The organism is Ruegeria sp. HKCCSP346 (assembly GCF_017872595.1).
In the GTDB taxonomy this organism is placed as follows: Bacteria; Pseudomonadota; Alphaproteobacteria; order Rhodobacterales; family Rhodobacteraceae; genus Ruegeria.
The window spans coordinates 444,002-456,811 of record NZ_JAEDOT010000001.1 but is presented as its reverse complement, the minus strand read 5'-3'; the positions used below and the strand labels follow the sequence as shown (position 1 = coordinate 456,811).

Sequence of the window (12,810 nt, the reverse complement as noted above, 5' to 3'; positions counted from 1 at the left end):
CATTGGCTGCGCGAGAAGGCTGTGAAATCCAAAGCTGGTGCAATAGGTGACATGCGACACTTGTTGTCGCTAACAGACGAGTAATATCCCCATCGGCTCTACAGTTTTTTCCAAAGTCATGGGGAGGAACACTGTGAAAACCACCTGTCAGGTTGCCGTCATCGGGGGCGGCGTCGTCGGATGCTCGGTGCTCTATCACCTGACCAAGCTGGGCTGGTCCGACGTGATGCTGCTGGAGAGGTCGGAACTGACCAGCGGATCGACATGGCACGCGGCGGGTGGGTTTCATACGCTCAACGGCGACACCAACATGGCCGCGCTGCAGGGCTATACCATCCGGCTGTATAAAGAGCTGGAAGAGATCACCGGCATGTCCTGCGGGCTGCACCATGTGGGCGGCATCACGCTGGCCGACAATCAGGACCGGTTCGACATGCTGCTGGCCGAACGCGCCAAGCACCGCTTCATGGGGCTGGAAACCGAGATCGTCGGCCCCGACGAGATCAAGAAGATCGCCCCCATCGCCAACACCGACGGCATCATCGGTGCGCTTTATGACCCTCTGGACGGGCACCTCGACCCCTCGGGCACGACCCATGCCTATGCCAAGGCCGCGCGCATGGGCGGCGCCACGATCGAGACCCACTGCATGGTGCGCGAGACCAACCAGCGCCCCGACGGTACATGGGACGTGGTCACCGACAAGGGCACCATCCATGCCGAGCATATCGTCAACGCCGGCGGCCTCTGGGCGCGCGAGGTCGGCGCGATGGCGGGCATCTACTTCCCGCTGCACCCGATGGAGCATCAATACCTCGTCACCGACAACATCCCTCAGATCGAGGCGATCATCGACGCGGGCGGCGAACATCCGCACGTCATGGACCCGGCCGGTGAAAGTTATTTGCGGCAAGAAGGGCGCGGCCTGTGCATCGGGTTCTACGAACAGCCCTGCAAGCCCTGGGCCGTGGACGGCACTCCGTGGGAGTTCGGGCACGAGCTGCTGCCTGATGATTTCGACAAGATCACCGACAGCATCGAGTTCGCCTATCGCCGCTTCCCGGTTCTGGCCGAGGCCGGGGTGAAATCGGTAATCCACGGCCCCTTCACCTTTGCCCCCGACGGCAATCCGCTGGTCGGACCAGTGCCCGGCGTGCGCAACTACTGGTCGGCCTGCGGCGTGATGGCCGGCTTCAGCCAGGGCGGCGGCGTCGGCCTGACGCTGGCGCAATGGATGATCGAGGGCGAGCCCGAGCGCGACGTCTTTGCCATGGACGTCGCCCGCTTCGGCGACTGGATCACCCCCGGCTACACCCGCCCCAAGGTGATCGAGAACTATCAGAAACGCTTCTCTGTCGCCTACCCGAACGAGGAACTGCCCGCCGCCCGCCCCAACCGCACCACGCCGATGTATGACATCTTCACCGATCTGGGCGCGGTCTGGGGCCAGCAATACGGGCTCGAGGTGCCGAACTATTTCGCGCAGGAGGACGAGCCGACCTATGAACCCCCCTCCTTCCGCCGCTCGGACGCCTTCGCGGCAACGGGCCGCGAGGTGCGCGCCGTGCGCGAGGGCGTCGGCATCAACGAGGTGCACAATTTCGGCAAATACCTTGTGACAGGCCCCCGCGCCCGCGACTGGCTGGATCGGATCATGGCCGGGCGCATCCCCAAGCCGGGCCGCCTGTCGCTGACGCCGATGCTGTCGCCCAAGGGCAAGCTGATCGGGGATTTCACCGTGTCGTGCCTGGGCGAGGAGGAATTCCAGCTCACCGCCTCATATGGTGCGCAGAATTTCCACATGCGCTGGTTCCGGCAGCATCAGGAAGACGGCATAACCATCGAGAATATCAGCGACAAACGCAACGGGTTCCAGATTGCAGGCCCCAATGCCCGCGAGGTTCTGGCTGCCTGCACCCGCGCCGATATCAGCGACATTCGCTTCATGGACGTGCGCCGCATGGTCGTCGGCATGACCGACTGCATCGTGCAGCGGGTCAGCTATTCCGGCGACCTGGGGTTCGAGATCTACTGCGATCCGATGGCGCAGCGGCAGCTGTGGTGGACGCTTTGGCAGGCCGGCCAACCGCACGGCATCACCCCCTTCGGCATGCGCGCGATGATGAGCCTGCGGCTGGACAAGTTCTTCGGCTCGTGGATGCGCGAATTCTCACCCGACTATACCCCCGCCGAAACCGGGCTGGATCGCTTCATCGCCTTTGGCAAGAACGCCGATTTCATCGGCCGGGCCGCCGCCGAGGTGGAACGTGCGACAGGCCCCGCGCGCAGGCTGGTGGCCTTCGAGGTCGATGCAGTCGATGCAGACGTGAACGCCTATGAACCGATCTGGCTGGACGGCAAGGTTGTGGGCTTTTGCACCTCGGGCGGTTATTCGCATTATGCCCGCAAGTCCGTCGCCATCGGTTTTCTGCCATCCGAACGCGCAGCAGATGGGCTTGAAACGAAGATCGAAATACTGGGCCAGATGCGCACGGCAAAGGTCATCTCGACACCCTTGTTTGACGCAGATGGCGCCCGAATGAGGGGATGACTCGGGCTCGGGCTGACGGCATTGTGCTGAAATGACTGAAATACCCATTATCCTTCTGGCGGCTGGCCAATCCAGCCGCATGGGCGGCATCGACAAATTGATGCAGCCGATCAACGGCATCCCGTTGATCGCCCGCTCTGCAAGCGTGGCTTGCGCCGTGGGACCTGTGATCGTCGCCCTGCCCCCTAAACCAAATCCAAGATATGGCGCGCTTGATGGCATGGATGTTCAGATCGTTCCGGTCCGGGATGCGGCAGAAGGCATGAACGCCAGTTTGCGCGCCGCGATCCAAAACCTGCCACCTGATGCACCCGCCGCGATGGTTTTTCTGGCTGATCTGCCCGATCTGACAGAAGCTGACCTGGCAGCAATCCTGAAAGCGCGAGAAACCCATCCCGACAACCTGATCTGGCGTGGGACGACCGAGGAAGGAAAGCCCGGTCATCCGGTGGTGTTTGACAGATCCCTTTTTGATCAACTGTCACAATTGCAGGGGGACGACGGTGCCCAGAAGATCGTGCGAAAGCATCAAAACAGTGTTCATCTGCATCCCCTGCCCGGCCGAAACGCAGTGTTGGATCTGGATACCCCGGGTGACTGGAAGGCCTGGAGCAAAAAACATGCCCCCTGAACAAACACGGCCCGGTCTTATCGACCGGGCCGGTGCCCAAAACAGGACTACCACTTTGCTCAATCTCCAAAGCGCGGCCAGTGTGCTTTCAGAAACACCCCGGCTCTCAAACAGCCAAACCTAAACAAGACCCCCTCGTTAACACGCCGTTATCACTTTTGGTGATCGAGTTAGCCGCCAGCGCCCCCTAGCGCTTTTGGCTCCCCTCACTTGGGCACCTTCATCCTCACTTATCCGATCGTTCGAAACAACGTAAAATTGGAAGGAAGGGTTAATTTGGGTCATGTTCAAATGGCTTTTACGCAACATCGCGACAACCAGAAATCAACTTAAAGGCGATAGACTGTTTTCACAAGAGGTAGCGATTCGTGATTAAGCGCAAACTTATTAGCCAATATCCGTAATCATCAACAATTTTATTGTGTCAAGCCATGTCTCAACCAAACCCACCCACAACCATTGGAAGAGCAGTTCTTTTCCCCATCATTTGGAAGGATGATTGTCAACAAAACAAAACAAATTCAATGTTTTTGAAAGTTTGACGCCATTTTTAGCAACAATCCTCCGATTCGCTGCGGTCTTGGTCGGTGAATTTCCGCGAATCCCGATTGACGTCGACCGCAAGCCAACACCGACTTTGTGGCAAAATTAAGATTTATTAATTGATCAGTCAGGAAACGCCAATTCTGAGCATGCATCTGTTGTCTCAACGCGCAGCCGCAACTGCGCGACGATAATCAGGAGACACAAATGAGCATCCGCAAATCCTCGCTTTTACTTCCCCGCACTTCCAACTGGGTCGGTGTCAGTGCGCTCGGCGCGGCCCTACTGGCAACGACGGCTATCCCTTCCATGGCGGACGAGGCATTGGCTGACCTGGTTGAGACCGTTTCACCATCGGTCGTAACCATCATCGCTGAACAAGACGCAGTACCGACCCCAGCCCAGGGGCAGAACTTTGACTTCGAAGGACACCCGTTTGGTGAATTCTTCAAACGCTTCGGCGGCCCCGAAGGGTTCAACATGCCGCAACGCGGCCCGTCTCAGGGCCTGGGTTCGGGATTTGTTCTGGACGAAGCCGGATACATTGTCACCAATCACCATGTCGTCGACAATGCCTCGACCGTGACCGTAAGGCTCAGCGATGATCGTACTTTCGACGCCGAAGTGGTCGGAACGGACCCGCTGACGGATATCGCGGTTCTGAAAATCGACGCGGGAACTGACCTGCAAGCCGTAAAGCTTGGCGACAGTGATGAAATCCGCGTAGGTGAAGACGTGGTCGCCATCGGCAACCCCTTCGGCCTCAGCTCGACCGTGACCACGGGCATCGTTTCGGCAAAAGGCCGCAACATCTCGGAAGGCCCTTATGCCAAGTTCATCCAGACGGATGCAGCGATCAACAAGGGCAACTCGGGAGGTCCCCTGTTCAACATGGATGGCGAAGTGGTCGGTGTGAACTCGGCCATCTATTCGCCCAGCGGTGGTTCTGTAGGGCTTGGATTTGCCGTCACGTCGAACATCGTTGAACACATCGCGGCCGATCTGCGGGATGACGGACAGGTGAGCCGCGGTTGGCTGGGCGTGTCGATCCAGAACGTAAGCCCACAACTTGCGGCGGCGTTGGGAATCGAGGCTTCCTCGGGCGCGCTGGTGTCTGACGTGGTTGCGGGCAGCCCGGCAGACGGCGCCCTGAAGCAGGGAGACGTTATCCTGACCTTCAACGACGATGCCGTGGAGTCCAGCGGTGACCTTCCCATCCTTGTGGGTACGACCAAGGTCGGCACCGACAGCACTCTGACAGTTTTGCGTGACGGCAAGATGGAAACGGTGACCTTGACGGTTGGCCAGCATCAGGCCGCATCGGCCGAGGCCGACAAACCGGTCGAGGCGGAAATTGCGGGAACAACGCTGGGTGTGACCGTGGCCCCCCTGACCGAAGCGGTTCGGGCAGAAACCGGTGTTGCTGAAACCGTCCAGGGCGTCGTCGTCACCGACCTGAAGCCCGACAGCCCAGCGGCAAAGGCCGGCCTGCAACGCGGCGATGTGATCGTCAAGCTCGGCAATCAGGACACTGTCTCTCCGGACGCGCTGAAATCTGCGCTGGACAGTGAGAAAACCGATCCTGCGCTGGTGCTGATCAACCGTGGCGGCAGCCAGATTTTTGTCGCGGTCGAACTGGCCTGACCTTGAACATGCGTGCGCCGCTTGATGGGGATTTTCGGCGCACGCCTCACCCGGCGGATCAGAGTTGTCCACTATCCGCCGGGCTTGCCGGGTGCCGGCCCAGCACCCGGCAAGAACTTCTTCTAACCATATGCTTTAGTTAAAATTTGTGTTTAAATATCAAAAGAAAGGATCCCGACCATGAGCCGCCGTCTGTTGATCGTCGAAGATGATGCTGACACCAGGGACTTCATCGCCAAAGGTTTTGGCGAAGAAGGGTATGTGGTCGAAACCGCTGCTGACGGTCGTGAGGGGTTGTACCATGCCACGGACGGTGGGTTTGACGCCATTGTTCTTGACAGGATGCTGCCCGGTCTGGACGGGCTGTCGCTGATCAAGTCGATGCGGGCCGCCGGTTTGAAAACCCCGGTTTTGATGCTGACGGCGATGAGCGCCGTGGACGAAAGGGTAAAAGGGCTGCGCTCGGGCGCTGACGATTACCTGGTCAAGCCTTTTTCGTTTCAGGAGTTGCACGCCAGGATCGAAGCCCTGTTGCGTCGCCCTCAGGAATCCGAAGAGACGCCGACATTGACTTGCAAAGACCTTCAGATGGATTTGCTGACCCGCAAGGTCACACGCGACGGGCACGAGATCACCCTGACACCGCGCGAGTTTCAGATTCTCGAATTTTTCCTACGCCGCAAAAACCGTGTGGTGTCGCGCACCATGTTGCTTGAAGGGGTTTGGGATTATCATTTTGACCCGAACACCAACGTCGTGGACGTGCATATTTCGAAGTTGCGACGCCAGTTGGACGAAGGCGGTGACGCGCCGTTGATTGAAACCGTCCGCGGAGCGGGTTACATGATGTCCGATGGATAACCTTCGGCTTTCCCTGAACAATTCCCGCACAAGGCTGGTTGCAACCAGCATGTTTCTGAGCACGATTTTGACGGCGTCTGTGCTCGCCATCGTCTATGTGACCGCCAATCGAAGTATCGAGGCCGAAACCCGCTCGGTCGTATCAGCCGAGTTGACAGGGCTTGCGGATGAATACGAAAGGCGTGGGCTGATAGGTTTGATCACTGCAATTGAGCGCCGTTTGCCAAGTGCCGCCGAGCGGGACGCGCTTTACCTTTTGACAGACAGGTTGGGGGTCAAACTTGTCGGCAATCTCAAGTCCTGGCCGGTGAACATTGCTGCTGGAAGCGGTTGGGTAGACTTGGAATTGCGCCGGGCCGACAATGATCAGCTTGTGCCGGTTTCAGCTGCATCCATCCGCCTGCCGGGCGGCGAGCGCCTGCTGGTCGGGCGGGATGCAGCGTCGCGCCAGCAATTCGACAGGGTTTTGTTTCGCTCGGTTGCGTTGGCGCTTGGGATTGCTTTGGTTCTGAGCGTCATCACCGGCTGGTTGTTCACGCGTTTGGTGTTTTCACGCCTTTCGGACATCGCCAGTACGGCCGAGAATATCGTTTCAGGCGACCTTTCAAAACGGATGCCGCTGCGCGGAACCGGGGACGAATTCGATCAGGTTTCAGGCACATTGAACAACATGCTTGACCGGATCGAGGAGTTGATAAGCAACCTTCGGACCACATCTAATTCAATTGCTCATGATCTCCGCTCACCTTTGTCTCGTCTGCGGCAAAGGGTCGAGGCCCTCTCTGAACCCGACAAAAGCGACTTGGAACGCGAGATCGACGTTGCGCGGGCGACGGGTGAAATCGATCACGTCCTGCGGGTTCTGGGGCAGCTCACTGAAATCTCTCGGGCCGAGGCCGGCCTGGGGCGCGAGCAATTCGAAACCATCGATTTGCAGCAACTTGTTGGTGATGTTGTCGAGCTTTATGACCCGGTGGCCGCCGATCAAGGCGTGCAGCTTGAAGTCAAAGGTTCCGCCCCTGCCATTCAGGGGCACCGGCCCCTTCTGTCGCAAGCTCTTTCCAATCTGTTGGAAAACGCAATGCGTTACGCGCCGGAACATACTGCAATCACGATTTCGATCGGTACTCGCGACGGTTTCACCCAACTGAGCGTCAGGGATCGTGGCCCCGGCGTACCGCCTAAAGAACTGGATCGCCTTCAGCTTCCCTTTGTGACACTTGACCCCGCGCGGACGGAACGGAATGCGGGTTTGGGCCTGGCTCTGGTGGCCGCAATCTCACATATGCACGGCGGAAAATTTGCCGCCCGGAACTGCGACCCCGGGCTGGAAACCACGATCAATCTGGCGCAACTGCGTTAATCCGGAACACCGTATATCGCCATGGTCTTGTTCTTGTATCGCGTGTCGGCGGTGACATCCGCACCGAACCAATCCGGTGGCACGTATGCTTTGGCCTGCTCCTCCGAAGTGAATTCTACCTCGACCAAGCGTAGCGGCGCCAGATCGCCTGAAAAGACGTCCAGCTCGAACAGCAAACCATCCGGCAAATGGCCGGTGTAGCGCTCTTTTTCCACCCTGCGCCCTTCTGTTTCCGGCCAGAAGGTTTCGAACTGATCCGCAGTTATCTCAGCCTCTCGCTCTAACCGGACCAGGCCACCAACCCCTTTCAAGGTCAGGAAATACGCATCGTTCTTTTGCCTCAGCCGCAGCTCGGTGGAATCGTCGGGGGCCGTCAGATAACCCTGTCTTACGACGGCCTTTTTCGCTTTGCTCAGGTCCGGCAGGCTTGAAACCAGAAACTTGCGCTCGATTTCCTTGCTCATTGGTTCGAAATCACTCCGTTTTCCAGCTCTTCAAACAGCGCCCTGTAAGACGCACAGGCCGCACTGCGCCCGGCATAAGTACAGACCGGGGCACGATTCTGACCCATCTTTTCAATATCCGCAGCGAAAGGAACCACCGTCCGCAAAAAGCGTTTCGGATACAGCTTGCGCATCGCCTTCATGGTTTCCTGATGCAAAACCTTCCGGTGTTGCACCATCGAAAAAAAGGCGCGCAGCTTTTTCTTGCGCAGCTTGTGTTGTTCAAAAAAGCCTACCAACTGATCGAAACTCCGCTCGGACAGGGTTGTCGGCATGACCGGCACAACGATTTCATCGGCAGCTTTGAAGACATTTTCAGACAAAGTCGAAAAGTTGGGCGGGCAATCCAGAACGATCACGTCATAGTCGCTGCCCGCGGCCATCAAAGCTTTTTTCAGCCGCGAGCGTTTGTTTCGCATCCGCGACAGGAACACGTCGAAGTCGCGGAAGGTCAGGTTCGCCGGCAGAACGTCCAGCCCTTCGAAATCGCTGGCCCGGATCGCCTTGATGAACCGCTCCACATCCTCGAAAAACCGCGCATCCGTCAGCTTTTTTGATGGCTTCACCCGAAAGTAGAACCCTGAAGCGCCCTGGGGGTCGAGATCGCACAACAGCACCTGTTGCCCCGCCTGCGCATAGGAATAAGCCAGATTCACCGAAGTAGCGGTTTTGCCGACACCGCCCTTGTTGCTGTAACAGGCAATGATCTTCATTCCTCACTCCTTTTTTCGGTGAAACAAGGTCCGAAACAGGCGCCGGGTATCTGGCCCGTCAAACTTCTGAAAGCTGGCAATCACGCGGCTCCGCTCGGCCTTTTGGCGCTGATCCAGAACGGCAATCAATCCCCCGATGGCCAGGCCCATCCGCGCATCCACACGGCCCCGCGTGTCGCTGTGCTGCGCGACAAAAGCCGTCAAGGACTTTTGCTGAACAGCACAGTCGTTGAACACGCCCAGATTGTCCTGTAGCTTTTTCAACGGTTTGATGATTGTCTTGAAGCTCTTTTCATCGAACAGAGGCCCAAAAATCTCCATCAGATAGCGCAGTTTCTTGCAATCGATACGAAGGTCATGCACGGTTTCGTCCCGAGTTTCGTCAGTGACACCGCGTGCGATTTTGCAGACCGTGCGATACCGTTTCCAGATCAATGCGCACGCGTATTCATGTGCTGCCCGTTTCGCGTTTGATCCGGGCGTCAGGCTGTCTGTTCCGTTGAACATCGCCGTCAGATCGGACATACGGGCGTTGTATTCGTCACTGCGCAACCGGCGGGACAAGCGTGACAGTTCCTTGGCACGCTCCTTCTCGAAAAGGTCGAACATCTCTTGCAGGCCCGCGTGAAGACTGGGCGGTACAAGACTGAAGTATTTATCTTTTTCCAGAAGATAGACATCCAGATCACGCATACGCCCGGTGGCGGCCATGAGATCGGAAAAGACACGTTTCAATTGCACTGTCTGCGTGTCTGAAAAAACGCCTTTGAACAGGCTGATCACCGAGCGGACCTTTCGCAATGACACCCGGTAATCATGCAGAAACTCTGTGTCGATATCGGCTATCACCCCATATTCGTTTTGCCGGGCAACTTTCTGATATGTTTGAATAATATCTGCCGCGACCTGAATAGACGGCTCAGCTTCCCCCAACTTGATCTCTGGCTTGGCCCGATAGGCGGCCATGCCAGGGAAAAGTCCGGCACAAAGCGCTTCGACACCCGGCCCGCCCCCGGACAAGGCGGAAATCGCGGTGTTCACTTTTTGAAATTCTTTCTCATACCCCCGCAGCCGCTGAAGCTGAACGATTGCTGCCTGACCCTTCTGCGAAGACAGGCACCAAGCCGTTCCCCTGACCAGCGTTTTCTCCAGCTCATCCAATACGGCGAGGGGTTTCGTCTGAATCTCTCCGGTTCCGATCTGCATCAGCGCACGCAGTTTGGGGAAACCCTTCAAAGCGGCTGTCACCGGACCCTGCGGCAGGTCTTGAACAAACCGCCCCTGCCCCTTGCAGCGTTGAGACAGCGGCGCACGGCCATTTCGGAAAAGCCACAGTGTTTCTCCGACCTCAAGCAGAACACGACCTGAATTCCGCAACGATTGATCGTGGCAATCCAAAAGCACGAAAGATCTCGATTCCGTCGGTGGGCCGATCCTGATCGCAAACCCGGGAATGAGCTTTTCAACAAGCGACTGGTCAATGGATTGGGACAGAATGCACTGAATACCTGAAGGTTCGGTCATGATCCACCAATCCGGGGCGTTTTCAGGTATTCATTGACGCTGGTCTCAACGATCTTCGGCACGTTGGTTCCTTCTTCGACGGTTCTGATCCTTCATCACGTTCAGCCTATTCGGCTGTTACCTTGGCCAGCAGACTGTCTGGCCCTGGACCGACCCGCTTTTTGGTGTCTTTCGGCTATTGAAACCCGGACCGCCGAGGCAGCATGACCTCATGAGAGCGGAAACACCACAAGACAGCAAGACATTATGTTTCGACAATGCGCAAACATGGGTGACAGACCCCGGAGGTGCAATTAAGACAGGCTCATGAGCGATCCGGTTTCTTCGATCCGCAACCTTGGCCCGGCTTTCGAGCAGGCCTGCGCGCGTGCCGGCATCCACTCGGCTGATGAACTGCGAGAGCTGGGAGCGGATGAGGCCTATGCCCGGCTTTTGCGGGCTGGCACCAAAGCACATTTCATCGGCTACTATGTTTTGGTGATGGGGCTTCAGGGACGCCCCTGGAATGATTGCAAGGGTGAAGAGAAAAAGAAGCTGCGACAGCGTTTCGACGCGATCAAGGCCGGCAACAGCGCCGCGCCGGAAAACCGGATGGTTGCTGATCTGGATGCCATCGGGGTCCGCGTTGCACCCAAAGATCTAAAGCAGGTCTGAACAAAAAAGGCCGCCCCTGACGGAGCGGCCCGATCTTTCGGCATAAAACCGGCTTAGCCGACCAGTTCGATGCCCGAGAAGAAATATGCGATCTCAACAGCCGCGGTTTCCGGTGCATCCGAACCATGGACCGAGTTTTCGCCAACCGATTCAGCAAATTCCGCACGGATGGTGCCGGGTGCTGCGTCCGCCGGGTTGGTTGCGCCCATGACTTCGCGGTTCTTGGCAATGGCACCTTCGCCTTCCAGAACCTGAACAACGACCGGAGCCGACGACATGAACTCGCACAGTTCGTCGTAGAACGGACGCTCGGCATGAACTTCGTAGAACTTGCCGGCTTGTTCCTTGGTCATGTGGATGCGCTTCTGCGCAACGATACGCAGCCCGGCTTCTTCGAACTTGGCGTTGATCTTTCCAGTCAGATTGCGGCGCGTTGCGTCGGGTTTGATGATCGAGAATGTACGTTCCAGTGCCATGTCGGCCTCTCCTTACAATGTGGCGCGGGTCCGCGCCGAAATCCATCGCGCGCCGCGTATCACGGTCTTTCGCTCATGAAAAGTGTTATGATGGTTTGCCTGCCGCTTTGGCGCTCAGAATGTATCCGGCAAAGGGTCTGTCCGGTCCAGACGCCGAACGTAAAGCACTGCAAGCAGACCTGCAAAACTGCTGGCCCACATCATGCCCAGAACCAGAAACGGCCCGTTTTCAGGGCTGACAAACGCACCCGTCATCGAGGTCAAGATCGCGCCAAGCCCGACCACCATCGCCCCGGACAACCCTGCCGCGCTGCCTGCCAGTTTGGGTCGCACGGACATGACCCCTGCCGAAGCGTTTGCATTGGTCAGTCCATTGCCGAACCCAACGCAGATGGCCGAACCGAAGAATACCCAGACTGACCCCAGCCCGGCGATGAACAGAAGCAATCCGCAGAATGGCCCGGTCGAAGCCACAACGCGGCCGATCAGGATCATTGTGGTCAGACGTGTCCGTGCCGCGATCCGACCAGTAACGAAGTTACCGACCATGAACCCGCCTGTTATGATACCAATCCCAAGGCCCAACATGGCAGGGCTCAGATCAAACCACGCGGCGGCGACCAATGGCGCACCGGTGATGAAGCTGTAGAACCCACCAATCGAAAACGAAGCGCATAAGGCATAACCCCAGAATCGGCGGGCGCGAAACAGATCCGGATACTCGCGCAATTGGGCGGTAAAGGTTGAAGAGCGGTTTGTATTGGTCTCGCCCATGTCGAACCAAAGCAAAACCAGCAGCCCTGCCCCCAGCACAGTGTAAAGAGCAAATCCCGAGCGCCAGCCAAAGAGCATGTCGAGTGTCCCACCCAGCATAGGGCCAAGCATTGGGGCCAAAGCCATGGCCATCGCCACATACCCCAGTTTGCTTGCAGCCTCGTTCGGCGGATACCGATCTCTGATCGATGCGCTTGAAAGAACTGACCCAGCCACCACCGCGGCCTGCAAAAGACGAAAGCCCAGAAAGGTCCAAATGGCCTCGGCCAGAGAGCAACCGATTGAGGCGATGACGAAGATGGTGATGCACATCAAAAGTATCGGTCTGCGCCCGTAACGATCGGAAAGCGGACCCATGATCAGTTGCAACACGGCTGAGACCGCCAGATACCCGGCAACCGACAGGTTAACCAAGCCATAATCCACACCGAAATCCGTACTCATGTGGGCCAGAGACGGCAGGAACATGTTCAATGACAAAACCGACAGTGCCGTGGCAAAGATCAGAGTGACCAAGTGCGGAGGTGTCCGGGCCGCGCGCATGTGAAAACCGTTCTGAATAGCAAACGACAC

11 protein-coding genes are annotated in these 12,810 nt (G+C 57.7%); 6 read left to right on the top strand and 5 right to left on the bottom strand.

All coding sequences use genetic code 11. From position 1 onward, the window contains the following. The first annotated feature begins 133 nt into the window (after window positions 1-133). The 5 genes from I9185_RS02265 to I9185_RS02245 all read left to right on the top strand — a co-directional run bounded on the left by I9185_RS02265 (window position 134) and on the right by I9185_RS02245 (window position 7,593). Window positions 134-2,551: an FAD-dependent oxidoreductase gene (locus I9185_RS02265; RefSeq protein ID WP_210092253.1), complete on the top strand. Its 2,418-nt coding sequence runs from the start codon at window positions 134-136 to the stop codon at window positions 2,549-2,551. A 31-nt stretch (window positions 2,552-2,582) separates the two neighbouring features. After that, the gene (locus tag I9185_RS02260; RefSeq protein WP_210092252.1) at window positions 2,583-3,182 is read left to right on the top strand and encodes a nucleotidyltransferase family protein; all 600 of its coding nucleotides are present in this window, start codon (window positions 2,583-2,585) and stop codon (window positions 3,180-3,182) included. A gap of 750 nt (window positions 3,183-3,932) precedes the next feature. Beyond that, the gene (locus I9185_RS02255) at window positions 3,933-5,369 is read left to right on the top strand and encodes a DegQ family serine endoprotease (protein WP_210092251.1); all 1,437 of its coding nucleotides are present in this window, start codon (window positions 3,933-3,935) and stop codon (window positions 5,367-5,369) included. Between the two features lie 180 nt (window positions 5,370-5,549). Beyond that, the gene (locus tag I9185_RS02250; RefSeq protein ID WP_152457754.1) at window positions 5,550-6,230 is read left to right on the top strand and encodes a response regulator transcription factor; all 681 of its coding nucleotides are present in this window, start codon (window positions 5,550-5,552) and stop codon (window positions 6,228-6,230) included. Then, the gene (locus I9185_RS02245) at window positions 6,223-7,593 is read left to right on the top strand and encodes an ATP-binding protein (protein ID WP_210092250.1); all 1,371 of its coding nucleotides are present in this window, start codon (window positions 6,223-6,225) and stop codon (window positions 7,591-7,593) included. The genes I9185_RS02250 and I9185_RS02245 overlap by 8 nt, the downstream gene beginning before the upstream one ends. On the opposite strand, the gene I9185_RS02240 is transcribed toward I9185_RS02245, so the two are convergent. Genes I9185_RS02240 through I9185_RS02230 form a run of 3 tightly spaced genes read right to left on the bottom strand, consistent with a single transcriptional unit; the run spans window position 7,590 to window position 10,333 of the window. After that, window positions 7,590-8,057: a CYTH domain-containing protein gene (locus I9185_RS02240; protein WP_171723413.1), complete on the bottom strand. Its 468-nt coding sequence runs from the start codon at window positions 8,055-8,057 to the stop codon at window positions 7,590-7,592. The genes I9185_RS02245 and I9185_RS02240 overlap by 4 nt on opposite strands. Continuing rightward, a complete protein-coding gene (locus I9185_RS02235; protein WP_210092249.1) occupies window positions 8,054-8,809 on the bottom strand; it encodes an AAA family ATPase in 756 nt (251 codons plus the stop codon). The genes I9185_RS02240 and I9185_RS02235 overlap by 4 nt, the downstream gene beginning before the upstream one ends. Window positions 8,810-8,812: 3 nt before the next feature. Continuing rightward, entirely contained in the window at window positions 8,813-10,333 is a 1,521-nt protein-coding gene (locus I9185_RS02230) for a CHAD domain-containing protein (protein WP_210092248.1), read from the bottom strand. A 306-nt stretch (window positions 10,334-10,639) separates the two neighbouring features. Here I9185_RS02230 and I9185_RS02225 point away from each other — a divergent pair, with 306 nt between their 5' ends. Next, window positions 10,640-10,987, top strand: a complete 348-nt coding sequence (locus I9185_RS02225; RefSeq protein WP_210092247.1) for a TfoX/Sxy family protein — start codon at window positions 10,640-10,642, stop codon at window positions 10,985-10,987. Between the two features lie 53 nt (window positions 10,988-11,040). Here I9185_RS02225 and ndk read toward each other — a convergent pair whose 3' ends face one another. Both ndk and I9185_RS02215 read right to left on the bottom strand, forming a co-directional pair. Then, window positions 11,041-11,463 (bottom strand): nucleoside-diphosphate kinase, encoded by a 423-nt coding sequence (ndk, locus tag I9185_RS02220; RefSeq protein WP_068334875.1) that lies wholly within the window; start codon window positions 11,461-11,463, stop codon window positions 11,041-11,043. A gap of 114 nt (window positions 11,464-11,577) precedes the next feature. Then, complete coding sequence (locus I9185_RS02215) at window positions 11,578-12,780, bottom strand: multidrug effflux MFS transporter (RefSeq protein WP_210092795.1); 1,203 nt, start codon at window positions 12,778-12,780, stop codon at window positions 11,578-11,580. Window positions 12,781-12,810 lie beyond the last annotated feature (30 nt).

Coding starts and splice junctions, on each gene's coding strand:
- I9185_RS02230 (WP_210092248.1), bottom strand. CDS start 10,333: ATGACCGAACCTTCAGGTATTCAGTGCATTCTGTCCCAATCCATTGAC.
- I9185_RS02255 (WP_210092251.1), top strand. CDS start 3,933: ATGAGCATCCGCAAATCCTCGCTTTTACTTCCCCGCACTTCCAACTGG.
- I9185_RS02245 (WP_210092250.1), top strand. CDS start 6,223: ATGGATAACCTTCGGCTTTCCCTGAACAATTCCCGCACAAGGCTGGTT.
- ndk (WP_068334875.1), bottom strand. CDS start 11,463: ATGGCACTGGAACGTACATTCTCGATCATCAAACCCGACGCAACGCGC.
- I9185_RS02250 (WP_152457754.1), top strand. CDS start 5,550: ATGAGCCGCCGTCTGTTGATCGTCGAAGATGATGCTGACACCAGGGAC.
- I9185_RS02225 (WP_210092247.1), top strand. CDS start 10,640: ATGAGCGATCCGGTTTCTTCGATCCGCAACCTTGGCCCGGCTTTCGAG.
- I9185_RS02215 (WP_210092795.1), bottom strand. CDS start 12,780: ATGCGCGCGGCCCGGACACCTCCGCACTTGGTCACTCTGATCTTTGCC.
- I9185_RS02235 (WP_210092249.1), bottom strand. CDS start 8,809: ATGAAGATCATTGCCTGTTACAGCAACAAGGGCGGTGTCGGCAAAACC.
- I9185_RS02240 (WP_171723413.1), bottom strand. CDS start 8,057: ATGAGCAAGGAAATCGAGCGCAAGTTTCTGGTTTCAAGCCTGCCGGAC.
- I9185_RS02260 (WP_210092252.1), top strand. CDS start 2,583: ATGACTGAAATACCCATTATCCTTCTGGCGGCTGGCCAATCCAGCCGC.